At 68.4% G+C, this 23016-nt stretch carries 23 protein-coding genes; 13 read left to right on the top strand and 10 right to left on the bottom strand.

Annotation, left to right across the window (positions count from 1 at the left end):
• Genes EV137_RS16620 through EV137_RS16595 form a run of 6 tightly spaced genes read left to right on the top strand, consistent with a single transcriptional unit; the run spans position 1 to position 7330 of the window.
• A complete protein-coding gene (locus tag EV137_RS16620) occupies positions 1-1650 on the top strand; it encodes a TrbL/VirB6 family protein (RefSeq protein WP_202871019.1) in 1650 nt (549 codons plus the stop codon).
• Positions 1637-3145: an SCO6880 family protein gene (locus EV137_RS16615; RefSeq protein ID WP_202871018.1), complete on the top strand. Its 1509-nt coding sequence runs from the start codon at positions 1637-1639 to the stop codon at positions 3143-3145. Before EV137_RS16620 ends, EV137_RS16615 begins: the two co-directional genes overlap by 14 nt.
• A gap of 34 nt (positions 3146-3179) precedes the next feature.
• A complete protein-coding gene (locus EV137_RS16610; protein WP_238156757.1) occupies positions 3180-4775 on the top strand; it encodes a putative type IV secretion/conjugal transfer ATPase in 1596 nt (531 codons plus the stop codon).
• A gap of 6 nt (positions 4776-4781) precedes the next feature.
• Entirely contained in the window at positions 4782-6617 is a 1836-nt protein-coding gene (locus EV137_RS16605) for a type IV secretory system conjugative DNA transfer family protein (RefSeq protein ID WP_134011602.1), read from the top strand.
• Positions 6607-6984, top strand: coding sequence for a DUF4913 domain-containing protein (locus EV137_RS16600; RefSeq protein ID WP_130386388.1), 378 nt, complete (start codon positions 6607-6609; stop codon positions 6982-6984). The genes EV137_RS16605 and EV137_RS16600 overlap by 11 nt, the downstream gene beginning before the upstream one ends.
• Before the next feature lies 1 nt (position 6985).
• The gene (locus EV137_RS16595; protein WP_134129906.1) at positions 6986-7330 is read left to right on the top strand and encodes a YrdB family protein; all 345 of its coding nucleotides are present in this window, start codon (positions 6986-6988) and stop codon (positions 7328-7330) included.
• Here EV137_RS16595 and EV137_RS16590 read toward each other — a convergent pair.
• Both EV137_RS16590 and EV137_RS16585 read right to left on the bottom strand, forming a co-directional pair.
• A complete protein-coding gene (locus tag EV137_RS16590; protein WP_134129905.1) occupies positions 7327-8070 on the bottom strand; it encodes a coiled-coil domain-containing protein in 744 nt (247 codons plus the stop codon). The two genes, EV137_RS16595 and EV137_RS16590, sit on opposite strands and share 4 nt — an antisense overlap.
• Before the next feature lie 41 nt (positions 8071-8111).
• Positions 8112-9434, bottom strand: a complete 1323-nt coding sequence (locus tag EV137_RS16585; protein WP_238175370.1) for an MATE family efflux transporter — start codon at positions 9432-9434, stop codon at positions 8112-8114.
• Positions 9435-9778: 344 nt separating this feature from the next.
• Here EV137_RS16585 and EV137_RS16580 point away from each other — a divergent pair, with 344 nt between their 5' ends.
• Positions 9779-12913 carry a replicative DNA helicase gene (locus EV137_RS16580; RefSeq protein WP_445991792.1) on the top strand — a complete coding sequence of 1045 codons (3135 nt, stop codon included), beginning with the start codon at positions 9779-9781 and terminating at the stop codon, positions 12911-12913.
• Positions 12914-12932: 19 nt separating this feature from the next.
• On the opposite strand, the gene EV137_RS16575 is transcribed toward EV137_RS16580, so the two are convergent.
• The gene (locus EV137_RS16575) at positions 12933-13514 is read right to left on the bottom strand and encodes an NADPH-dependent FMN reductase (protein ID WP_134011608.1); all 582 of its coding nucleotides are present in this window, start codon (positions 13512-13514) and stop codon (positions 12933-12935) included.
• A 97-nt stretch (positions 13515-13611) separates the two neighbouring features.
• On the opposite strand from EV137_RS16575, the gene EV137_RS16570 reads away from it, so the two are divergent.
• Complete coding sequence (locus EV137_RS16570; RefSeq protein WP_134129904.1) at positions 13612-14097, top strand: MarR family winged helix-turn-helix transcriptional regulator; 486 nt, start codon at positions 13612-13614, stop codon at positions 14095-14097.
• On the opposite strand, the gene EV137_RS16565 is transcribed toward EV137_RS16570, so the two are convergent.
• Positions 14094-14726: a MerR family transcriptional regulator gene (locus EV137_RS16565; RefSeq protein WP_134129903.1), complete on the bottom strand. Its 633-nt coding sequence runs from the start codon at positions 14724-14726 to the stop codon at positions 14094-14096. The two genes, EV137_RS16570 and EV137_RS16565, sit on opposite strands and share 4 nt — an antisense overlap.
• An 82-nt stretch (positions 14727-14808) precedes the next feature.
• Between EV137_RS16565 and EV137_RS16560 the strand changes: the two genes are divergently transcribed.
• A complete protein-coding gene (locus tag EV137_RS16560) occupies positions 14809-15306 on the top strand; it encodes a DoxX family protein (RefSeq protein ID WP_134129902.1) in 498 nt (165 codons plus the stop codon).
• A complete protein-coding gene (locus tag EV137_RS16555) occupies positions 15303-15704 on the top strand; it encodes a hypothetical protein (protein WP_134011616.1) in 402 nt (133 codons plus the stop codon). Before EV137_RS16560 ends, EV137_RS16555 begins: the two co-directional genes overlap by 4 nt.
• Here the strand turns inward: EV137_RS16555 and EV137_RS16550 are convergent.
• A complete protein-coding gene (locus tag EV137_RS16550; protein WP_202871017.1) occupies positions 15701-16678 on the bottom strand; it encodes a helix-turn-helix transcriptional regulator in 978 nt (325 codons plus the stop codon). The genes EV137_RS16555 and EV137_RS16550 overlap by 4 nt on opposite strands.
• Positions 16679-16735: 57 nt before the next feature.
• Between EV137_RS16550 and EV137_RS16545 the strand changes: the two genes are divergently transcribed.
• Positions 16736-18001, top strand: a complete 1266-nt coding sequence (locus EV137_RS16545; protein WP_134129901.1) for an FAD-binding oxidoreductase — start codon at positions 16736-16738, stop codon at positions 17999-18001.
• On the opposite strand, the gene EV137_RS16540 is transcribed toward EV137_RS16545, so the two are convergent.
• From EV137_RS16540 to EV137_RS16525, 4 genes are read right to left on the bottom strand one after another with little or no spacing between them, the layout of a single operon-like run.
• Positions 17949-18491, bottom strand: a complete 543-nt coding sequence (locus tag EV137_RS16540) for a GrpB family protein (protein ID WP_134129900.1) — start codon at positions 18489-18491, stop codon at positions 17949-17951. The two genes, EV137_RS16545 and EV137_RS16540, sit on opposite strands and share 53 nt — an antisense overlap.
• Positions 18488-18883, bottom strand: a complete 396-nt coding sequence (locus tag EV137_RS16535) for a RidA family protein (protein WP_134011622.1) — start codon at positions 18881-18883, stop codon at positions 18488-18490. The genes EV137_RS16540 and EV137_RS16535 overlap by 4 nt, the downstream gene beginning before the upstream one ends.
• A 21-nt stretch (positions 18884-18904) precedes the next feature.
• Positions 18905-19342 carry a phosphatase domain-containing protein gene (locus EV137_RS16530; RefSeq protein ID WP_238175369.1) on the bottom strand — a complete coding sequence of 146 codons (438 nt, stop codon included), beginning with the start codon at positions 19340-19342 and terminating at the stop codon, positions 18905-18907.
• Between the two features lie 37 nt (positions 19343-19379).
• A complete protein-coding gene (locus EV137_RS16525) occupies positions 19380-20459 on the bottom strand; it encodes an ABC transporter ATP-binding protein (protein ID WP_134011624.1) in 1080 nt (359 codons plus the stop codon).
• 192 nt (positions 20460-20651) lie between these two features.
• Between EV137_RS16525 and EV137_RS16520 the strand changes: the two genes are divergently transcribed.
• Together EV137_RS16520 and EV137_RS16515 are read left to right on the top strand one after the other, a co-directional pair.
• A complete protein-coding gene (locus tag EV137_RS16520; RefSeq protein WP_134011626.1) occupies positions 20652-21215 on the top strand; it encodes an ArsR/SmtB family transcription factor in 564 nt (187 codons plus the stop codon).
• Positions 21208-22038 carry an SRPBCC family protein gene (locus EV137_RS16515; protein WP_134129899.1) on the top strand — a complete coding sequence of 277 codons (831 nt, stop codon included), beginning with the start codon at positions 21208-21210 and terminating at the stop codon, positions 22036-22038. The genes EV137_RS16520 and EV137_RS16515 overlap by 8 nt, the downstream gene beginning before the upstream one ends.
• Here the strand turns inward: EV137_RS16515 and EV137_RS16510 are convergent.
• Complete coding sequence (locus EV137_RS16510; RefSeq protein ID WP_134129898.1) at positions 22035-22937, bottom strand: LysR family transcriptional regulator; 903 nt, start codon at positions 22935-22937, stop codon at positions 22035-22037. The genes EV137_RS16515 and EV137_RS16510 overlap by 4 nt on opposite strands.
• Positions 22938-23016 lie beyond the last annotated feature (79 nt).

Genomic DNA, 23016 nt, shown 5'->3' with positions numbered 1-23016 from the left:
ATGATCCAGCTGAACGTCCTCGACTGGGCGATCAACCTCATGAAAGACATTCTCGGGGTTGTCCTCGGCCCCGCCGTGGAATGGATACTCTCGCACGTGTTCAAGCCAATCCTTGATGCGATCGCCTCGGCGGTCGGCACGCTCATGAGCACGATCGCCACCTTCTGGGTCTACGTACCGACCATCGGGATCGGGAACGACGGCAGCGATCCGAACACCAGCGGCAAGCCGTCCAACGACACGGTCGCCTGGATCTGGGGCCACACGGAGTTCATCGCGCTCTTCATCGCCGCCATCGGGCTGATCTTCGGCGCCCTGCAGATGGCCTGGAGCCAACGCGGTGAGGCGGCCCGCGACATCCTCCGCTCGCTGATCACGCTCGCGGTCGCCGCGGCGTTCTCGATCGCCGTCGCGCAGGCGCTGATCACGGCCGGCGACATGTTCTCCAGTTGCATCATCAGCACCGCACTGGATTCGAAATCCACCACCGGCTCCTGGGCCAACGGCTGCCAGAACATCGGATCCGGTGACGCGACGGCCTTCGGCACCACGATGTCGGCAGTGCTCGGGTTCGGCGTGGTCGCCGGCATCGCCGGTTCACCGCTGCTGATCGGCATCATGATCGCGATCGGCCTGCTGTGTGTGATCGCGAGCCTGATCCAGATCGTGCTGATGGTCGTCCGCAGCGCCATGCTGATCCTGCTGATCGGCGTGCTGCCGATCGCCGCCGCCGCGACGAACACCGAGATGGGCCGGAACTGGTTCAAACGGATCGTCTCGTGGCTGCTCGCCTTCATCCTGTACAAGCCGGTGGCGGCGATCATCTACGCGACGGCGATCCGGTTGGTCTCGAACAACGGCGATCTGTCGTTCAAGTACATCACCGAAGGCGATGGGGTCCTGAACCCCGACAACATCGGCCACATGGTGATGAACGTGGTCACCGGACTCACGATGTTGGTGCTCGCACTGTTCGCGATGCCGGCGCTGATGCGGTTCATCGTGCCGATGGTCGGCGCGACGGCGGGCGGCGCCGGCGCCGGCATGCTCGCGGCCAAGATGGCCGGGATGGACAAGCTCGGTGACCTGGCGAACAAGGGCGTCAGCGAGGGGTCGGAAGGCGGCGGTGGCGGCGGTGGCGGCGGCGGTGGCGGCGGAGGGGGCGACGGTCCGACCGGTGCGCAGAACGTCGGGAGGGCGTCGCAGCAGGCCCCGAGCACTGGTGGCGCCGGTGAAGGCGCGGCCGCCGGAGGCGAAGGCGCTGCTGCAGGCGGTGCTGCGGGAGGCGGTGCTGCGGGCGGTGCTGCCGGTGGTGGCGGCGCGGCGGCGGGCGGTGCAGCTGCCGGCGGTGCCGCGGCGGCCCTCGGACCGGCCGCGGTCGCGGTCGTCGCGGTCAAGGCCGGCATGGATGCCACCAAGGCGGTCGGTCAGACGGCCGCATCCGAGACCATCGGCAACGACGAGATGGACCAGAGCTCGCAAGGCGGGGGCGGCGGTGGAGGCGGCGGCAGCGATGGCGGCGGCCCCACCGGCAGCGGCGGTGGCGGCGACCTGAGCCGCGAGCGAGACCGCGCTCGCGACTACCGTGACGACGACCGAAACAACCAACCACCCCCACCACCACCGGACGGACCAAGTGGCAGCGGCTGAGAACGTACGACGCGCACCTCGCACCTACGGCAACTGGCGGAGGCCCGCCTCGGCGGGCATCGCCGGCCTGGGGATGCTCGGCACCGGCATCATGATGGGTGGCCTGCTGCTGGTCGTCATCTCGACGATGGTGGGCGGCATCAGGGCAGCCCTCGTCAGCCTGCTGATCGTCGGCGCGGCGCTCGGGCTGCTGATCACGAAGGACAAGCACGGGTTCTCCACGCTGCAACGGCTCTCGACCCACATTGGATGGCAACGAGCAAAGATGGCTAAGCACAACCTTTACCGCTCCGGCCCGCTCGGCCGGACCGCCTGGGGCAAGTTCCAGCTTCCCGGTCTCGCCGCAGCCTCCCAGCTGAGCGAGTACCAGGACTCCTACGGCCGGCCGTTCGCGCTGCTGTACTACCCGAGCACCCGGCACTTCACCGTCGTCATCAACGCCGAGCCCGACGGCGCCTCGCTCGTCGACGAGGAGCAGGTGGACATCTGGGTGGCGCACTGGGGCCAGTGGCTCGCCTCGCTCGGTCACGAGCCGGGCATCGTCGCCGCGTCGGTGACGGTGGAGAGCGCACCGGACACCGGCATCCGGCTGCGCCGTGAGGTCGGCAACAACATGGTCGACGGGTCGCCGGCGATCGCCCGGGCAATGCTGACCGAGGTCGTGCAGACGTACCCGGAGGGCTCCGCGCTGGTCTCGGCCCGGGTCGCGCTGACCTTCAAGGGCACCGACCGGAGCGGTAAGCGGCGCAAGGAAGACGACATGGGCCGCGAACTCGCAGCCCGGCTGCCCGCGCTGACCCAGAGCCTGAACGCGACCGGTGCGGGCGCCGCTCGTCCGGTCAGCGCGCAGGAGCTGTGCGAGGCGATCCGGATCGCGTACGACCCGGCGTCCGCCGCCTTGATCGACGAGGCGCGTGCCCAGGGCATGCCGCCCGAGCTGCAATGGACCGATGTCGGCCCGGCCGGGACCCAGGCGTTCTGGGACAAGTACCGGCACGACTCGGCCTGGTCCGTGACCTGGCAGATGTCGCAGGCTCCGCGCGGCGAGGTGTTCTCGTCGGTGCTGTCGCAGCTGGTCGCGCCGCACCCCGACATCGACCGCAAGCGCGTGACGCTGCTCTACCGCCCGCTCGACGCCGGTACGGCGGCCCGGATGGTGGAGGCCGACAAGCGCAACGCGTCGTTCCGCGCCACGGCGTCCGCCCGGCCGTCCGCGCGCAACCTGGCGGAGGCTCGGGCCGCCGAACGTTCCGCGCAGGAGGAGGCCCGGGGCGCGGGCTTGGTCAACTTCGGTATGGCCGTCACCGGCACCGTGATGACTGCCGAGCAGATTCCGGACATGATCGCCGCGATCGACAACCTCGGCGCCACCGCGCGTGTTCTGCTGCGGCCGGTGTACGGCTCGCAGGACTCCGCGTTCGTCGCCGCACTCCCGCTGGGTGTCGTCGTACAGAACCACCTCGCGGTGCCGGCGGGGCTGCGGGAATCCCTATGATGAGACTTCGCACAGTGACATCTGGGGGGTCACAGTGAGCAAGAAGCAGAAGAAGCCGGTTGACCCGAGCCGTCGCGGACGGCGGCCGATGCCCCGTGGCTGGCCCGGTATGGGCGGCGGCTACTCGACGTACCTGCAGGCTCCGCAGGAATGGCGCGGTACGACGGTCCAGGTCTGCGGAATGTGGCCGTTCTCGGCCGGGACCGGCAGCCCGATGGTCGGCGTACCGATCGGCCGGAACATCCTCTCCGGCGCGACCATGTGCTGCGACCCGATCAGCTGGTTCATGCGGGCCAAGCTGATCTCGAACCCGTCGATGTTCGTGCTCGGCAAGCCGGGTCTGGGCAAGTCGACGATCACCCGGCGGATGGCGCTCGGCATGGCCGGGTACGGCGTGATGCCGTTGGTGCTCGGTGACCTGAAGCCGGACTACAAGGACCTCATCGAGGCCCTCGGCGGTCAGGTCATCCAGCTCGGCCGCGGTCGTGGTCACCTGAACGTGCTCGACCCGGGCGAGTCCCGGGAGGCCGCGCTCCGGCTGACCGGCAAGGCCCGCGAGGCGATCCAGGCCGACGCGCACGGCCGCCGGCAGACGATGGTCTCGGCGCTGATCGCGATCATGCGTAACCAGAACCCGAACGACCGCGAGGAGACCATCCTCGACGAGGCGCTCAAGGTCCTCGACGAGCGGTTCCAAGGTACGCCGGTGCTGAAGGACCTGCTCCAGGTCATCCAGGACGCCCCGGACCGGGTCCGCAACGTCGCCCTGGACCGCGGCAGCCTGGACCGCTACCGGCAGATCACCGAGGGCCTGGAGGCATCGCTGATCGGTCTGGTCGGCGGCGGCCGGCTGGGCGAGATCTTCTCCGCGCCGACCGACAACCCGATGCAGATGGACCGCCCGGTGGTGTTCGACGTGTCCAACGTCGACGACTCCGAGACCAGCCTGCAGGCCGCCGTACTGCTGGCCTGCTGGTCGTACGGGTTCGGCGCGGTCGCGGTCTCGCAGGCGCTGGCGGACGCCGGACTGGAGCCGCGGCGGCACTACTTCGTCATTCTGGACGAGCTGTGGCGGGTGCTGCGGGCCGGAAGCGGTCTGGTCGACCGCGTCGACGCGCTGACCCGTCTGAACCGGCAACGCGGTGTCGGCATGGCGATGATCTCGCACACCATGTCCGACCTGTTGGCGCTGCCGAACCCTGAGGACCGGATGAAGGCGAAGGGTTTCGTCGAGCGGTCCGGGATGGTCATCTGCGGTGGTCTGCCGCGCGCCGAGATGGAGAACCTGACCGAGGTCGTGTCGATGTCGATGGAGGAGCAGAACATGCTCGTCGGCTGGCAGGACCCGCCCGCGTGGGACCCGGCCACCGGCAAGGAGGCCGCACCTCCCGGCCGCGGAAACTTCCTGATCAAGGTCGGTGGGCGCCCGGGCATCCCGGTGCACGTCGGCCTCACGTCGGTCGAGCGCGAGATCAACGACACCAACAAGCTGTGGACCACCGGCAACGACGGGAAGCCACAGAAGATCGAGGTCGCGCCGGACGGCACCGAGCAGGTCGTCGGTGAGTACAGCCTGGACGATCCGATGCTGCTGCCACCGCCCGACCCGACCACGCGCGTGGGGAGCTGACGAGTCATGGCGCAGGGCAGGAAGAGCACCGGCCCGGGTGGGATCTCACCCGAGGCCGTCCTGATCTTTGCGATCATCGGCGCGGTCGCGCTGGTGGTCTTCTCGATGTGGGGCGCGCTGAAGGTCGCGTCCGCGATCAACGGCTCACGGACGCCCGGGAACCCGTTCGACGCGATCGTCGACCTGTCGAAGGGAAACCTGGAGTGGTCCGGCGCGGCCACCGGCATCCTGGTCGTGGAGATCGTGGTGCTGCTCGGCCTGGTCGGCGGCGGGTGGATGTTCTTCCGGAACCGGGAGCGCTCGATCGGCCGGGTCGACAGGCAGGCGCAGCTGATGTCGAAGCGGTCCGAGATCTACAAGCTGACCCGCGAAGGCGCGCAGGAGAAGGCGAACCAGCTCGGCGCCGGGCACGCGGGTCCGGGCATCCTGATCGGCCGGACCGTCCGGGACAACCTGGAGGTCTTCGGCAACTGGGAAGACATGCACGTCGACATCTGGGGTCCCCGAACCGGTAAGACCACCTCGCGCGCCGTGCCGGCGATCCTGGACGCGCCCGGCTGCGTCGTCGCCACCTCGAACAAGCGGGACATCGTCGACGCCACCCGCGGGCCGCGTTCGGAGAAGGGCCCGCTGTGGGTGTTCGACCCGCAGGAGGTCTGCGAGGAGCCGCCGAACTGGTGGTGGAACCCGCTGACCTACATCACCGACGAGACCAAGGCGCGGGAGCTGGCAGAGCACTTCGTCGCCTCGCAGCGTCAGGTCGGTGCCCAGACCGACGCGTTCTTCGACGCCGCCGGTACGGACCTGCTGGCCGGTCTGCTGCTCGCGGCCGCCGTTGCCAAGCGGCCGATCACCCAGGTCTACAGCTGGCTGGCCGACCAGCGGAACGACGAGCCGGAGAGGATCCTGCGCAACACGCCGGGTCTGCAGTTGTCCGCCGACGCTCTGTCCGGTGTGATCAACGCGCCCGACAAGCAGCGCGCCGGTGTCTACGGAACGGCGCAGCAGAGCGCTCAGTTCCTGGTCAACCGCAAGGTGACCCGCTGGGTCATCCCGAACGGCCCGAACGACAACCGGCCGCAGTTCAACCCGCACGAGTTCGTCCGTCAGGGCGGCACGCTGTACAGCCTGTCGAAGGAAGGCGCGGGTACGGCGGGTCCGCTGGTCACCGCGCTGACGGTCGCCGTCGTGGAGGCCGCCGAGCAGTACGCCCGCGGCTGCCCGATGGGCCGGATGCCCAGCCCGCTGGTCGGCGTACTCGACGAGGCCGCCAACGTGTGCCGGTGGAAGAACCTCCCCGACCTGTACTCGCACTTCGGTTCCCGCGGCATCGTGCTGATGACGATCCTGCAGTCCTGGGCGCAGGGCCAGGAGTGCTGGGGCGACCACGGCATGCAGAAGCTCTGGGGCTCGGCCAACATCCGGGTGTACGGCGGTGGCGCGGCCGACGCGTCCTTCCTCGAGAACCTGAGCAAGATGATCGGTGACTACGACATCAGCTCGAGCTCGGTGTCGTACAACGAGGGCAAGCGCGGCACCAGCCAGCAGGTCCAGCGGCACAACATCATGGAGGTCTCCGACCTCGCCTCGATGCCGCCCGGCCGCGCGGTCGTGTTCCCGTCCGGGATCCCGGCCACGCTGGTGAAGACGGTGCCGTGGTTCACCCGGCCGGACGCCGGTGCGGTGAAGGCGTCGCTGGCGAAGTACGATCCGGGAGCGGCAATGAACGTTCCGGTCAGCAACAACCCGTGGGTGGCTTCGAGTATCCAGGCGCCTCCGCAGCGCGGACCGGAGCGACCGGTCTGGGAGCAGAACGAGGGAGACAACCGCGGTGGATGGTGAGCAGGAGCTGTTCTACCCGCACGTCGCGGCGTTCGTGGAAGACCGGCTCATCTACCTCTACACGCGTCGGCTCGGGCAGCAGTTCATCTGGTGCCCCGAGTGGTACCGGCACGCGGAGGCACTGAGCCGGCTGGACTCGATCTGGCGTGCCTGGGAGCACCTGCGACTGGACCCGGCGACCGGGATGTCGGTCTGGTGGCGCGACCACGCGGACCCGCACATGATGTCGCTGCTGGACCCGGACGGCCCGTTCGCCGCCTGCCGGAACAACCAGCACACCGACTACCCGATCCCGCCGCTCCCGGTGCAGGAGCCGCCGGCCGGCCTGTTCTTCGACCAGCGGCAGCCGAACATCCGCGGCATCTGAGATGTGGAAGGGCGCCAACCTCCTGGTCGCCTTCGTCGTCGAGGTGGTTGCCCTGGGCATCTTCGGCTGGTGGGGCTGGAACACCGCTGATGCGACGCTCGCGCGGTGGCTGCTCGTCATCGGCTTACCGGTGGTGGCCGCGATCGTCTGGGGAATGTTCGCGGCGCCGACCGCGGCGCGCGGGAACTCGGCGCGCTGGATCGTGAAGGTTCTCGTCTTCGGCCTGGCGGGTGCCGCCCTGTGGAGCCTGGGGCACCCGCTGCTCGCCGTCGGGTACGTCGTGGTGGTCGCAGCGAACCTACTGATCATCCACACGCAGAAGCTGCAGCCGACGAAGCCGAGCTAGATCTCCAGGTCCGGCTCGCTCGCTCGGTTCGGCTTCACGACCTTGCCCTGCTTCGTCCGGACCCGGCCGGGACCGCGGACGTGGCGGCGCGCCTGGGGTAGCTGAGCTTCCGGCGCCTCCTCCGGTGCCTTGCGGACGGCCTCGCTCGGGTTCGGCTGCGCCTCGCGGCGGTGCTCCCGCGCGGAGGCGTCGTACTCCCGGGAGATCCTGTCGTCGCTGACGGCCTTACGTTCCTCGATGGTGGCGGCGTTCTGGTACCGGCGGCCTTCCGCGACCAGCCCTGCCGATCCGACCTCGTCGCGGTGCGCTGCCGCCTCGTCCAGCTCGTGCCGGCCGTAGGCCCGGTCGCTGACACCCCGCTGTACGTCGTTCGTGGCGTACTGCCGGTACCGGTCGCGGGCCTCTTCGTCGGCGTACGCGAGCTGGAACGCCCGAGAGGTCTCCGCGGTGGCATCGAGGAGCTCCTCGCGGCTGCGCCGCTCCGTGAGCTCCTGCTGCTCCTTGACAGCACGCTCGTCGAGCTCTTCCGCGCGCGCCTCCGCGTCTTCTTCCTGGCGGGCCTGCTCGTCCGCCTCGTCCCGGCGTTCGGCTTCCTCCGCCAGATCGTGGGTCGGGTGCCTGTCGGCCTCTGCTCGTGCCTGGGCGGCCTTCCGCTCACGCGCGGCCTCGGTGTCGTCGTCGCCCTGCTCACGCTGGTCGGGTTCGAGCTCGACGGACTGGTCGTCGTCGGTGTCGGGCATGCCGCTCCTTTCCTTCTGTTCCACGATGCCGCACCGCAGGGTCAGCGGGTAGCTCCCGTGACCAGCCACGCGTCGCGCCGCTCACGTGTGGTCAAAGTGAGGAATCGCAGCAGCATGTACCCGCCGAACGCCCACCACAGCGCCACGATCCCGCCGCCGAGCCAGAGCACCGCCAGCGCGAGCGGGACGTACAGCACGAGCGCGACGATGCCGGCCGCTGCGAGGTACCGTCCGTCCCCGGCGCCGATGAGTACGCCGTCCAGCACGAACACGACTCCGTTGATCGGCTGCCACAACGCGGACACGATCAGGATGGCGGCGAGCGTACGACGTACCTCGGGGTCGCTGGTGAACCACGGGACGTAGACGTCGCGCAGGCCCCAGAGCGCGAGGCCGCCGATCAGCCCGGAGAACAGACCCCACCACATCATCCGGCGGGTGATCGCGCGCGTCCCCGCGACGTCGCCGGCGCCTAATGCGCGGCCGGTGAGCGCCTGCGCGGCGATCGCGATGGCGTCCAGGGCGAGCGCGAGGAACGACCACAGCGTGAAGGCGACCTGGTGAGCCGCGACCGACGTCGTACCGAGGGCCGTGGCGACGAACGTGAGCAGGACGATCGCCGCGCGCAGCGTCAGCGTCCGGATCACGAGCGGTACGCCCATCTGCGCGGAGGCCAGGATCCCGGGGCGATCGGGGCGGAGCTTGGCGCCGTCGCGGCGGGCGCCACGGACCACCACCACGACCAGCGCGACACCGGCACCGGTCTGTGCGAGCGCCGTACCCAGGGCGGAGCCCGCGATGTCCAGACGCAGGCCGTACACGAGCAGGACGTTCAGCCCGATGTTGGCGAGATTGGCGGTGATCGCGACGACCATCGGGGTCTTCGTGTCCTGCAGCCCCCGCAGTACGCCGGTGGCGGCGAGCAGGAGCAGCATCGACGGGATGCCGAAGCAGGAGATCCGCAGGTACGTCACCGCGTGGTCGGCCACCTCCGGCGACGGGTCGAACGCCGCGATGGCCTGCGGCGCGAGCGCCAGTCCGAGGAGCGCGAGTACGACGCCCAGCAGCAACGCCAGCCAGAGTCCGTCGATGCCCTGGGCAAGGGCGCCCTTGTGGTCGCCGGCGCCGATCCGGCGGGCGACCGCGGACGTGGTGCCGTACGCGAGGAAGACGCAGATACCGACGAGGGTCTGCAGGATGGTGCCGGCGACGCCGAGCGCGGCGAGTTGCGGGGTGCCCAGGTGACCGACGATCGCGGAGTCCGCGAGCAGCATCAGCGGCTCGGACACCAGGGCGAAGAACGCCGGGACGGCCAGCCGGAGGATCTCCCGGTCCTGTTCGCCCACCCACTGTCGACGTCTCACCGGAGCGAGGTTACCCACGACTCGCGGGCGCGTCGGAAATTGGTCTCAGACTTTTTCTTCTCCACAGTTGTGAACTAGAGAAACCGCAGGTCACGGGGCTGTTGTGGGTTCTTGTCCCCAGATATCCACAGGGTTGTGCCCAACCTGTGCACACCCCTTCCGGGGGTTATCCACGATTCGTCCACAGGGGGTGTGGACGACCGAGTGGCCTTTGGTGACGCGACCGGCGTACGGTCGCGAGGCCTGTCGCCGAAAACTGTCGGTGGGCTTGGCTAGGATTCGAGCAGGTGTTCGAAACCGGCCGGCGGTGGCTGGGCAGCGGGCGGACGAGGAGGTCGGACGAAGTGAGCGTGGCGGAGTTCCGCGGGGGCCAGGACGGCGGCCACGAAGAGCGGCGTCCGGAGATGGGCTTCGACCGCACCCCTCCCCAGGATCTCGCGGCCGAGCAGTGTGTGCTCGGCGCGATGATGCTGAGCAAGGATGCGATCGCCGACGTGATCGAGAATCTGCGCAGCACGGACTTCTACCGCCCGGCGCACGAGGCCGTCTTCGACGCGATCACCGACCTGTACGCACGGGGTGAGCCGGCCGACGCGATCACGGTCGCGGCCGAGCTCAACAAGCGCGGCGAGATGACCCGGATCGGCGGCGCGCCGTATGTGCACACCCTGGTCGCGTCCGTCCCGCTCGCGGCCAACGCCAGCTACTACGCGCACATCGTCCGGGAGAAGGCGATCCTGCGCCGCCTGGTCGAGGCCGGCACCAAGATCGTCCAGCTCGGGTACGCCGGCGAGGGCGAGGTCGACGACGTCGTCGACGAGGCCCAGGCCGAGATCTACTCCGTCACCGAGAAGCGGACCGCCGAGGACTACGCGCCGCTGAAGGACATCATGGAGGGCGCCCTCGACGAGATCGAGGCGATCGACTCCCGCGGTGACGCGATGGTCGGCGTACCGACCGGGTTCACCGACCTGGACGAGCTGACCAACGGCCTGCACCCCGGCCAGATGATCATCGTCGCCGCCCGTCCCGCGATGGGGAAGGCGCTCGCGCTCGACACCCCGCTGCCGACGCCGGCCGGCTGGACCACGATGGCCGAGGTCGCGGTCGGCGACCAGCTGCTGGACGCCGACGGGCTGCCGACCACGGTCGTCGCGGCGACCGAGGTGATGGTGGACCGGCCGTGCTTCCGGCTGTCGTTCTCCGACGGCAGCACGATCGTCGCCGACGCCGAGCACCAGTGGCGCGTCGAGGACGGCGGCCGCCCGGTGGTCTGCACGACCGCCGACCTGTACACGGCGATGTCGGCGAGTCCCGGGCTGACACCGCCGATCCCCGGGTCGGCGCCGCGGCAGATCACCGGGCACGGCTTCCCGGCCGCGCTGCACGGCGAGGGCGAGCGGCGGCTCGAGTGGGTCGACCCGGTCGACAGCGTGCCGGTGCGCTGCGTCGAGGTCGACAACCCCGACCACCTGTACCTGGCCGGCAAGACGATGATCCCGACCCACAACTCGACGCTGGGTCTGGACTTCGCCCGGTCGGCGTCCATCAAGCACGGCCTGACCTCGTGCATCTTCTCGCTGGAGATGAGCCGCAACGAGATCACCATGCGACTGCTGTCGGCGGAGGCGAAGGTCCCGCTGCACCACATGCGCAACGGCAAGATGACCGACGAGGACTGGGCCCGCCTGGCCCGCAAGATGGGCGAGGTCTCCGAGGCCCCGCTGTTCATCGACGACTCGCCGAACCTGACGATGATGGAGATCCGCGCCAAGGCCCGCCGCCTCAAACAGCGCCACGACCTCAAACTGATCGTCATCGACTACCTCCAGCTGATGACGTCCGGCAAGAAGGTCGAGTCCCGCCAGCTGGAAGTCTCCGAGTTCTCCCGCTCCATCAAGCTCCTCGCCAAGGAGCTCGAGCTCCCCGTAGTCGCCATCTGCCAGCTCAACCGAGGCTCCGAACAACGCTCCGACAAACGCCCCATGGCCTCCGACCTCCGCGAATCGGGTTGCCTGACGGCGGACACCCGGCTGATGAGGGCCGATACCGGCGCGGAGATCTCGCTCGGTGAGCTGCTCGCCACGGACGCGCGGGACATCCCGGTCTGGTCGCTCGACGACCGGCTGAAGCTGGTGCCGCGCACGTTGACGCACGCCTTCCCGAGTGGGGTGAAGGAGGTGTTCCGGGTAAAGCTGGCGTCCGGCCGGGAGATCGAGGCCACTGCGAACCACCCGTTCCTGACGTACAACGGATGGAAACCACTGGGGGAGCTGACGCCGGGCGCTCGTGTGGGTTCGCTCCGGCACGTTCCGGCTCCACTCGACGTCAAGCCGTGGGACGAGGACGAGATCACGCTGCTTGCTCACTTGCTGGGCGACGGCTCGTTCGTGAAGCGGCAGCCGATCCGGTACGCGAGCATCGACGAGGCCAACCTGACCGCGGTCGCTGAGGCGGCACACCGGCGCTTCGGTATCACCGCAATCCGCGACGAGTACGCCGCCGCCCGGGTCACCACGCTTCACCTACCGGCGCCGTACCGGCTGGCCCGCGGCAAACGGAGCCCGATCGCAGCCTGGCTCGACGGCCTCGGTCTGTTCGGCTTGCGCAGCCACGAGAAGTTCGTGCCTGACGGGGTGTTCGGCCTCCCGAAGGAACAGGTGGCGCACTTCATCCGCCACCTCTGGGCCACCGACGGCTCCGTCCGCTGGGACGAGAAGACCGGTCAGGCGCGCATCTACTACGCCAGCACCAGCCACCGCCTCGTCGACGACCTGGCCCGCCTCCTCCTCCGCCACAACATCTTCAGCCGCATCAAGACGGCGAAGAAGGCGGGATACCGCGACTCGTACCACCTACACATCTACGGCGCTGAGAACCAGCTGCGGTTCTGCGACGGCATCGGCGTACACGGCCTTCGGGGTTTGAAGGCGCTGGAAGTCGCGGCGGCTCTGCGGGGCGTGAAGGCGAACACCAACCTCGACACGGTTCCGAAGGAGGTCTGGTCGCAGGTTCGCGAGGTGCTTGTCGACCGCAACGTCACGCACCGGGAGTTCGCGGCCGCCTTGGGGACGCAGTTCTGCGGCTCGACGATGTGGAAGCACGCCCCGAGCCGACAGCGCCTCGCCAAGGTCGCCGACATCCTCGACAACGCCGACCTCGAAGTCCTCGCCACCAACGACATCTTCTGGGACACCATCACCTCGGTCGAAAGCCTCGGCGACCAAGAGGTGTACGACGCAACAGTCCTAGGCACCCACAACTTCGTGGCTAATGGAATCTCCTTACATAACAGCCTTGAGCAGGATGCCGATGTTGTCATTCTGTTGCATCGGGAGGATGCGTACGAGCGTGAGTCGACCCGGCCCGGGGAGGCGGACTTTATTGTTGCCAAGCACCGGAACGGGCCGACTGCGGATGTGGTGGTTGCCTTCCAGGGGCACTACTCACGGTTCGTGGACATGGCGCACGACGGGTGAGTGACCCGGACGGCGATGGTTATGCGGCGACCGGCTGGCCGACGCGGAGTTGCTTGAGGGCAGCTGACCATGACTCGAGCTGGTCGAACAGGATGGTTGCCTGGTCGGCGTACTGCGGGCCGGGGCGGAACTGGGAGAAGTTCTCGAAGTCGGTGAAGAGCGAGAACGACAGCTGCTGACGTACGTCGGCGATCTGGAGCTCCGCGCTGATGGCGCGCAGATGCTCGATCGCCCGCGCCCCGCCGAGGGAGCCGTAGGACACGAAGCCGGCGGCCTTGTTGTTCCACTCGGCGTACAGGTAGTCGATCGCGTTCTTCAGTACGCCGGACGTCGAGTGGTTGTACTCCGGCGTGACGAACACGAACCCGTCGTACGCCGCGATCTTCTCGGCCCACGCCTTCGTGTGCTCGCCGGCGTACTGCCCGGCCGACGGCGGCACGGCCTCGTCCAGGTGGGGCAGCGGGTAGTCGACGAGGTCGATCAACTCGTAGGTGGCGCCGGTCCGGGGCTGGGCCTGGGACAGGACCCAGTCGGCCACCGCCTTTCCGTTCCGCCCGGGGCGGGTGCTGCCGAGGATGATCGCGATCTTCAGGTCGCTCATGGCGACGACTCCTTCAGAGGGGTTGACTTGAATGTTCATGTCACCGATCACGATACATGAATATTCAAGCCACTACACCGGTGGCTATGCTGCAGCCATGGGGACCGAAGCGGCGCGGGAGGCCGCCGAGCCTCGCTGGCTGACGCCCGACGAGCTGGAGACCTGGAGGACGCTGCAGTTCGTCATGTCGCTGCTCACGGGTGCGCTCGGCGAGCAGTTGCAGCGCGATTCCAACCTGAGCTTCCTGGAGTACTACGTCCTGGCCGGCCTCTCGGATCAGCCCGATCACACGATGCGGATGAGTCAGCTCGCGATCCTGACCAACTCCGAGCTCTCCCGGCTGTCCCACCTCATTCGCCGTCTGGAAAATCGCGGCCTGGTACGGCGTGAACCCGACCCGGACGACGGCCGCTTCACCAATGCGATCCTCACGTCAGAGGGGCACGCCGAGCTCGTGAAGGCCGCGCCAGGACATGTCGAACGAGTTCGCCAACTGGTGTTCGACCCGCTGACCGAGACCGAACGCCGTGCTCTGCACAAGGTGATGACGAAGCTCCTCCCGGGACTCCTCGGCGACTGCTAGCGGTTCTTCCAGCGGTCCGCGGAGATGGACTCCTGGGCGAGCAGCCGAAGTGAGGCGATCAGGGTTTCGCCGAGGACGGTGCCGATGACCACCGATTCGGCGAGCTGGTCGCGGGTCGGGTTCGCGGTGACGGCATCGATCTCGAACTGGGTGAAGCGTTCGACCGCGTCGGCGTAGGTGTCGAGGTGGGCGACGAGGTTGTCCTGACCGAGGGTGCGGAGCACGGCGACGGTGTCGATGAGTGTGGCGAGCGCGGGCGCCTCGGGGTCGATGGACCAGCCGCGGTCGGCGATGAGGTCGGTGACCTGAGTGGTCGCGGCGGCCCGGGCGTCGTCGGTCGCGGACAGGCGGCGGGTCGGCGTGAGTGCGCGATGGGCGCGGCCGATCTGTTCGTGGAGGGGCTCGGTGTCGGAGTCGAGCGACTCGAGGATCTCCTTCACCGTGGCGACCGGAACCTGGGCGAGTTCGATCAGTGCGCGGATCAGCCGGAGCCGGCGGACGTGGGTGTCGCCGTACGACGCCTGGTTCGGGCTACTGAGTTCGCCGGCAGGTAGCAGGCCTTCCCGCAGGTAGTACTTGATGGTCGGCACCGGGACGTCGGTGGCCTTGCTGAGTTCCCCGATTCGCATCGCTTGCCTTCCTGTTGTCTGTGATGGATAGTATCAGTATCCATAAGCGGATACCTGAACTATCCATAAGGAGGCGAGTCGGATGATCCCGCTCGTACTGATCCTGGGCACCGTCGGCTTCCGGGCGCTGGGTGCCCTCGGCGTCCGGCGGTTCACGACCTGGCCGGTCGCCGCCGCACACGCGATGGCGGTCATGCTGGTGCTGACCGCGAGCGCACACTTCGTCCCGGCGAGCGTGACGGTGATGCCCAACCACGCCGACATGGTGCGGATGGTCCCGCCGTTCCTGCCGTACGCCGACGCGCTCGTCTACCTCACCGGCGTACTCGAACTGCTCGGTGCCGCCGGCCTGGTGATCTCCGCGACCCGGATGCTCGCCGGCTACGCGTTGGCCGCACTCTTCGTCGGACTGCTGCCGGCCAACATCCACGCGGCGGTCGCACACATCCCGTTCGCGGGCGGCGAGGCGACCCCGCTCTGGCAGCGCATCCCCGAACAGATCCTGTACCTCGCCGTTGCCCTCTGGGTAGCGCGCACGTCCCGCGCAACCGCGCCTGTCAAAGAAGAGGTCTACGCATGACCGACGCATCCCGCGTCATCGCCGGCGTCATCCTGCTCACCGTCGTGACGATCGAGTTCGGCGGCTACTTCATGACCAAGATCGTCCGCGGGCAGGTCCCGATGACCGGGTTCCAGAAGTCGTTCGCACGGGCCGGTCACGCGCATGCCGGCGTACTCGTGATCTTCAGTCTGGTCGGACTGCTGTACGTCGACCAGACCGGTCTGACCGGCTTCTGGTTGTGGGTCGGCCGGCTCGGGATCCCGGTCGCCGCGATTCTGATGTCCGGTGGCTTCTTCGCCTCGTCCGCCGGCAAGGACCGCACCGCGCCGAACCAGTTCCTGTGGATCCTCTGGCTCGGCGCGATGTCCCTCGCGATCGGCGTACTGACCCTCGGCATCGGCCTGATTGTTGCCTAACGAAACCCGGCGAACGCCTGTGTGAGGCGTTCGCCGGTCTGGGTGATGAGTGCGGCGGTTTCCGGGGTCGCCTGGTCGACGGTGAAGGAACCGAGGTGAGCGATCGCGGCTACCTGTGTCAGCAGCATCGCGGGGGAGTCCGCGCTGAAGCGGACCTTGCACGACGAAGGGCTGAGCGGTTCGACGATGCCGCGGACGACGCCTTCGAAGGTCGAGGTCACGTCGACCGACGACGCCTCGACCGTCAAGACGACCGTGTGCTCGTACTGCGCCGACACGAACGACTCCAGCAGGTAGGAGGGCCCGTCCAGCACCCGTGGCGTGAAGCGGTGCAACGCAGGACTCACGGAAGTGATCCGGTCGACGCGGAAGATCCGCCAGTCGTCGCGTCCGGGGTCGAACGCGAGCAGGTACCACCGCCACGACAACGTCAGCAGCTGATGCGGCTCCACCCGGCGTCGCGTCGTACCGCGCTGCCGGCCGTGGTAGTCGAAGGCAACGATCTCGTGGTTGCGGCAGCAGCGTGCGAGTACGGCGAGAGCGTCCGGATCGACCTGCGGTACGCCGGGTCGCGGGATCGCCTCCGCTGCCGAGCCCACTGCCGCGAGCTGGGGACGGAGACGCGCGGGCAGCACCTGCTCCAGCTTGGCCAGCGCGCTCATCGAGCTCTCCGCCATCCCGCTCACTCCGCCACCGGCCGCGCCGACCAGTCCGAGCGCGACGGCGATCGCCTCGTCGTCGTCCAGCTGTAGCGGTGGCAGATGCGTACCGGAGCCGAGCCGGTACCCGCCCGCGGTGCCGGTCGTGCCGGTCACCGGGTAGTCGAGGGACCGGAGCCGTTCGACGTCCCGCCGTACCGTGCGCTCGGTGACGCCGAGCCGGTCGGCGAGCTCGTGGCCGGACCACTCGCGCCGGCTCTGCAGCAGCGACAGCAGCCGCAGCATCCGACCGGGCATCTCCTTGCGAGCACTCACGCAGAAATCATGCCTTGAGGACAAGATGTGTCCGCAAGAGCATCTAGCGTGATCTGCATGATGTTGACGACGACTAGTAAGGGGTACGACGAGGCCCGGCTCGGGTTCCAGCGGCGAGACCCGCACCGGCCCGCGGCCATCTTTCCGGTGACGAGCACGGCCCACATCGAGGAGGCTGTGCTGTACGCGGTCGACCACGATCTGCGCATCGCCGTCCAGGCGGCCGGGCACGGTCTGACGCAGGGGATCGACGGTGGCGTGCTGATCGCGACCAGTGCGTTCAACGGCGTGACGGTCGACGCGGAGCGCAAGACGGCGTGGGTCCAGGCAGGCGCGACCTGGCGGGACGTGCTCGACGCAACCGCGCCGTACGGTCTCGCGCCGCTTTCCGGCAGTGCACCCGGCGTCGGCGCGATCTCGTACACGCTGGGCGGTGGGCTCGGGCTGATGGCGCGACGGTTCGGGTACGCCGCGGACCATGTTCGCCGGATCGAGGTCGTGACCGCGGACGGCGTACGGCGCAACGCCGAGGAGGACCCGGATCTGTTCTGGGCGCTGCGGGGCGGTGGCGGGAACTTCGGTGTCGTGACGGGGATCGAGATCGACCTCTTCGACGTACCGACGCTGTTCGGCGGCAGCCTGTACTTCGACCTCGCCGAGCACCCGACGGTGCCCGAGGTGTGGAGGGAGTGGACCAGGTCCGTGCCGGATGAGGTCACATCGGCGATCGCGATCCTGCCGATGCCGAACATCCCGCAGGTGCCGGCGCCGTTGCGCGGCAAGTATGTCGGGCAGGTGCAGCTCGCGATCCTCGGCGACCGTGGCGAGGAGCTGATCGAACCGCTCCGGGCGATCGGCAAGCCGGTCCTCGACACCGTGGGGGAGCTGCCCTACGTCGACTCGGGGCAGATCTTCGCGGAGCCGGAGCGCCCCGACAGCTACACCTCCCTCAACGTGCTGCTGAAGGACCTCGATGCGCTCGAGACACTGCCAGAGCTCGCCGGTCCGGGTGCATCGCGGATGTATGTGATCGCCATCCGGCACCTCGGCGGCGCGCTCGCCCGGCAGCCGGAGATCCCGAACGCGGTCGGTCACCGCGATGCGGCGTACTCGCTGACCGTCCTCACCCCGGGCAAGGGTGACGCGGGCCGGGACGTGCTCGATCCGTGGGCCTCATCAACCGTTGGCCGGGCCCTCAACTTCACCTTCGCGAAGCTCAGCGACGAAGAGGTGGCCGAGGCGTACGACGACTACGAGCGGCTCGTCGCGCTCAGGCGCCGCTACGACCCGACCCGTCGTCTGCAGCCGAACCACCAGCTCTAGCGATCAGCTCCTCGACCAACGCGCCTTTGCCGTCGACATACGCGGTGCGGTCGGTGGTGAGCAGGTGCGCCAGCTCGCGTTTGCGGGCCGCGTACCGCTCGCGATCGGCCGCGTCCGCGCGCAGATGATCACGCAGCACCACGTGGTCCCGATGCGCCTTGTTGCCTTCAACAACGACGTACAGATGGTGGTAGTGGACCGCGTCCGGCGGCAGCGCGAACGCCTCCCGGCCGGGGATCCCTTGGTCGCCCTCGTGGCGGTAGCCGGCTGCCTTCAAGCCTGAGATCGCCGCCGGTACGAACGAGGGAGAAGGGACGACGATGTCGACGTCGATGATCGGCTTCGCCGCCAGACCGGGTACGGCGGTGCTGCCGACGTGCTCGCAGACGTGGGGGAGCTCGGCGAGGTACGGCGTCAGGCGCGCGCGGATGTCCGCGAACCAGAGCGGCCACCGCGGGTCGTAGTCGACAACCTCGGCGGGAACGATCACAGGGCCGCCGTCACGTCGATCTCGACGAGTTGGCCGGTGAAGCCGAGTTGGGCGACGCCGAGCAGCGTGCTCGCGGTCGTGAAGGCCGGGGCGAGGGGCGACTCGTTGAGCTGGGCCCACACCGCGCCCAATTCGTCGCGGTCCGAGCTGGCCACGTAGATCACCGTGCGTACGACGTTTTCCGGCGTGGCACCCGCCGACTTCAGTGCGGTGAGGATGTTCGCGATCACCTGCGCGGTCTGCCCTTCGAGACCGCCCGCGGCCAACTCCCCGGAGGCCTGCAACGGGCACTGCCCGGCCAGGTAGACCAAGGTGTCCGCCTGCACCCGCGTCACGTGGTGATACCCAGGCGTCGCATGCAGTCCGTCGGGATTGCTCCGCTCGATGGTCACGCCTCGACCCAACTCGATGCCTCAGCTCTGGGTCAACAGATTTAGCACGTACCGCTTCTGCCACGGCGTCTCCACCGCGCGCTTGTCGTAACCCCGACGTACGTAGTCGACGGCCTGATCCGCAGGCAGCCCGTCCAGTACGGCGAGACACGCGAGCGCTGTCCCGGTCCGCCCCCGTCCACCGCCGCACGCGAACTCGACCCGTCCGGTCCCGGTCCGCTCCAACGCCTCGCGAAAGGTCGCCAACGCCTGCGGGCGATCCACGGGCAGCCGGAAGTCCGGCCACTTGATCCAGTGCGTCTCCCACGGCACGTCCGGCGGCGGTTCCTTGCCGAGCAGATACACGCCGTACGTCGGAAACGGATCTGCCGCCGGGCCGTGCCGCAGACCGCGTCCGCGCACGAGCCGACCCGACGGCAGCTCCATCACACCTGGTGCGTCCTTCTCCCAATGACCCACAAGGTCAAACTACAAGCCAGAAGCAGAAGGGAGGGGATCAAACGACGAGGCGCTCCTCTGTCGACGTGGAGAACAGGTGCAACTTGTCGGCGTCCGGGGCCAGATGGACGAGGGTGCCCTTGTCGTTGTGCAGCCGGGTGCCGATCCGGGCGATGATCTGCTGCTTCTCGTCGGTGTGTTCCGCGGTGCCGTACAGGAACGCGTCCGATCCGAGCTCCTCGATCACCGCGACCTTCACCGGCAGCCCTTCGTCGGCGAGGTGGAACGCCTCGGGCCGGATACCCAGCGTCAGCGTCTTGTCGTCGCCGGCCTTCGCCAGTACGTCGCGTGCGATCGGTACGACGTAGTCGCCGATCTTCGCGCCGCCCTCGACGATCTCGGCCTCGATCAGGTTCATGGCCGGCGAGCCGATGAAGCCCGCGACGAACTTGTTCCGCGGCCTGTCGTACAGGTTCAACGGCGTGTCGACCTGCTGCAACACGCCATCGCGCAGGACGGCCACCCGGTCGCCCATCGTCATGGCCTCGACCTGGTCGTGGGTGACGTACACGGTCGTGACACCGAGCCGATGCTGCAGCTCAGCGATCTGGGTGCGGGTCTGGACGCGCAGCTTGGCGTCGAGGTTCGACAGCGGTTCGTCCATCAGGAACACCTGCGGGTTCCGGACGATCGCGCGGCCCATCGCGACGCGCTGGCGCTGACCGCCGGACAGGGCCTTCGGCTTGCGGTCGAGGTACTCCTCCAGACCGAGCAACTTCGCGGCCTCCTGCACGCGCTGGGCGCGCTCGTCCTTGTGGATGCCCTGCATCTTCAGGGCGAAGCCCATGTTGTCGGCCACCGACATGTGCGGGTACAGCGCGTAGTTCTGGAACACCATCGCGATGTCGCGTTCCTTCGGCGGGGCGTTGGTCACGTCCCGGTCGCCGATGAAGATCGCTCCCTCGTTCACCTCTTCGAGCCCGGCCAGCATCCGCAGCGCCGTCGACTTCCCGGACCCGGACGGCCCGACGAGCACCATGAACTCGCCGTCCTCGATGTCCAGGTCGAGCTTGTCGACCGCGGCGATGTCGGTGCCCGGGTAGACCCGGGTGGCTCCCTTGAACGAGACAGTTGCCATGTCGCGCTTCCTTTCCTTCGCCGGCAGGAACGTGCCGGACGATCCGTAGCAAAGGCCCCCAGGTCTTGGGTGTCTGCTCGGTGACGCATCACCAAGCACTTCTGGCAACGAACGCCGGCCCATTTACATTCCCGAGTGATGTAAATCTCGTGATTGACAAAGAACTTTTTTACGTACAAAATTCTTTGTGTGATGAGGGACGTGATGCACCTGGAACAGCTCGAGCAGGCCGAGGCCCTGTTCAAGCCGCAACGGATCGAGGTGCTGCGCCGGCTGGCCGAGCCGGCGACCTGCGGCGAGGTGGCCGAGCAGCTCGGCCAGACTCCACAGCGCGTCTACTACCACGTGAAGCGCCTCGTCGAGGCGGGACTGGTGACCCAGGTGGACGAGCGCAAGGTGCGCGGGATCCGCGAGGGCATCTACCAGGCGACAGCCCGTTCGTACTGGCTGTCCCCGACGCTCGTCGGCCGGATCGGCGGACTCCGCCGGACCCGCGACGAGCTGAGCCTCGGCTACGTGCTGGACCTGATGGAAGAGGTCCAGACCGACATCGCCGCGTTGGACAGGTCGGCTCCGGAGCTGCCGTCCATCGGGGTGTCCGGTGAGATCCGGGTCCCACCGGACCGGCGGCGGGAGTTCTTCGAGGACCTGCGCGGCACGCTGCAGGACCTCTTCGAGCGCTACGGCGGCAGTGAGGGCGACGCCTTCAAGCTCGCGGTGGCCTGCTACCCCAAGGGAGATCGAAGCAATGACTGAACCACTTGTCCTGCAAGTGCGCGCCAAGGCCGGCATCGACGACGTCCGGCAGGCGCTGACCGATCCGAAGGCCCTGAACCTCTGGCTCGGTGAGCACTCGACCGTCGACCTGCCCGGCACGTTCGAGTTCTGGGGCCGCTACATCCCCGAGGGCGACGCGCCGCACCAGCGGGTCCTCGGGTACGACGGGAGCACGCTGACGCTGGCGTGGACACTCGGCGGCGAGGAGACCACCACCGAGATCACGCTGGCACCTGACGGTGACGACGCGACGGTGGTCAAGCTGTCGCAGACCGGCTTCGACTTCGCGGACGCGATCAGCGGCGCGAACATCCGCGGCGTACTGCAGACCTTCTGGTCGCTGGCGCTCGCGAACCTCGTCGACCATCTCGAGGGTCGCGAGCTCACCACCAGGCCGGACTTCACCTCACCGGTCTTCGAGGGCGAGGCGCTGATCGACGCACCGGTCGCCGAGGTGTACTCGTCGCTGACCGATTCCGAGAAGGCGTCGGCCTGGTTCGGGTATCCGGTCGAGATCGACCTCCGGAAGGGCGGCCGGTTCGCGATGGGCGGGTTCGACGCCGGCCCGGGCGTGGAGATCGTCGACCTGGTCGAGGGCCGGACGATGTCGATGGACTGGGGTCCGGCCGGAATCAGCACCTGGGAGCTCGCCGAGTCCGACGGGAAGACCCGGCTCACCTTCGTGATGAGCGGGTTCGACGAGTCCAACCCGCCGTACGCCGCCTGGCTCGGCTGGCTCAGCGGGGTCGCCGCCCTCCGCCGCTTCAACGAACTGTCCGACTGGAAGATCTGGGCCGCCTAGAAGTACGGACCTTCCGGCCGGGTCGATTCGCCGATCAGATCGAGCAGGGCGCTCACCGCCCTGCTCGGTCGCCGTCCGGCGATCGTCACCACGGACAACGTCCAGGTGAGCTCCGCGCCGGTGATCGCCAGCTTGGCGACGCCAGGCTCCTCGGCCAGTTCGAGATCCGGTACGACGCCGACGCCGAGACCGGCCCGAACGTAGTCCGGGATCGTGGTCAGTTCCGGTACCTCGACCTGGATCCGCCGGGGCGTCCCGATCGTGTCGAAGGCCCGGTCGACCATCTTCCGGTTCCCGAATCCCGCCGGCATGTCCACGAACCGCTCGGCGGCCAGCTCGTCGAGTCCGATGCCGGTGCGCTCGGCGAGCGGATGCGACGACGGGACCAGCGCCACGAACGGAACCGTGGCGATGTCGCGGACCTCGAGGCCGGACAACTCCGGACGCGGCAGCCCGAGCAACGCGATGTCCAGACGACCGTGCCGTACGTCGTCCGCGAGGCCGGTGGATCCGGTCGGCGAGGTTGCGACCTGCACCTCGACCAACGGGTACTTGCGATGGAACGCCCCGAGCAGCTCGGCCATGTTCACCAGGCTGAGCCGCGCCAGCGTTCCGATCCGGATGCTGCCGCGCAACCCCGACGACGCCTCCTCGACCGCTGCCCGCGCGCGGTCCAACGCCTCCAGTGCGGCCTTCGCCTCGGGCAGCAACGCCTGACCGGCCGCCGACAGCACGACGCGCCGGGTCGAGCGATCGAACAGGGTCGTCTTAAGATCGGTCTCGAGTGCGCGTACGGCGGCCGAGACCGTGGACTGCACCGTGAACAGCCGGTGCGCTGCGCGGGTGAAACTCAGTTCCTCGGCGACGGCGACGAAGTACTCCAGCTGGCGACTGTCCACAGACTCAATTATCGGTTCTGGCGATAAGAGCGTGCAAGAACTTTCGTTGGACTCGATAGATGGAGCGCGGCACGCTGGA

Source organism: Kribbella pratensis (genome assembly GCF_004366075.1).
Lineage (GTDB): Bacteria > Actinomycetota > Actinomycetes > Propionibacteriales > Kribbellaceae > Kribbella > Kribbella pratensis.
This window is presented reverse-complemented; position numbering and strand designations above follow the sequence as displayed.

What these genes read in the sequence shown, in the direction of transcription:
- EV137_RS16620 (WP_202871019.1), top strand. Translation starts at nt 1, where the DNA reads ATGATCCAGCTGAACGTCCTCGACTGGGCGATCAACCTCATGAAAGAC.
- EV137_RS16605 (WP_134011602.1), top strand. Translation starts at nt 4,782, where the DNA reads ATGGCGCAGGGCAGGAAGAGCACCGGCCCGGGTGGGATCTCACCCGAG.
- EV137_RS16595 (WP_134129906.1), top strand. Translation starts at nt 6,986, where the DNA reads ATGTGGAAGGGCGCCAACCTCCTGGTCGCCTTCGTCGTCGAGGTGGTT.
- EV137_RS16590 (WP_134129905.1), bottom strand. Translation starts at nt 8,070, where the DNA reads ATGCCCGACACCGACGACGACCAGTCCGTCGAGCTCGAACCCGACCAG.
- EV137_RS16575 (WP_134011608.1), bottom strand. Translation starts at nt 13,514, where the DNA reads ATGAGCGACCTGAAGATCGCGATCATCCTCGGCAGCACCCGCCCCGGG.
- EV137_RS16570 (WP_134129904.1), top strand. Translation starts at nt 13,612, where the DNA reads ATGGGGACCGAAGCGGCGCGGGAGGCCGCCGAGCCTCGCTGGCTGACG.
- EV137_RS16565 (WP_134129903.1), bottom strand. Translation starts at nt 14,726, where the DNA reads ATGCGAATCGGGGAACTCAGCAAGGCCACCGACGTCCCGGTGCCGACC.
- EV137_RS16560 (WP_134129902.1), top strand. Translation starts at nt 14,809, where the DNA reads ATGATCCCGCTCGTACTGATCCTGGGCACCGTCGGCTTCCGGGCGCTG.
- EV137_RS16555 (WP_134011616.1), top strand. Translation starts at nt 15,303, where the DNA reads ATGACCGACGCATCCCGCGTCATCGCCGGCGTCATCCTGCTCACCGTC.
- EV137_RS16545 (WP_134129901.1), top strand. Translation starts at nt 16,736, where the DNA reads ATGATGTTGACGACGACTAGTAAGGGGTACGACGAGGCCCGGCTCGGG.
- EV137_RS16525 (WP_134011624.1), bottom strand. Translation starts at nt 20,459, where the DNA reads ATGGCAACTGTCTCGTTCAAGGGAGCCACCCGGGTCTACCCGGGCACC.
- EV137_RS16520 (WP_134011626.1), top strand. Translation starts at nt 20,652, where the DNA reads ATGAGGGACGTGATGCACCTGGAACAGCTCGAGCAGGCCGAGGCCCTG.
- EV137_RS16515 (WP_134129899.1), top strand. Translation starts at nt 21,208, where the DNA reads ATGACTGAACCACTTGTCCTGCAAGTGCGCGCCAAGGCCGGCATCGAC.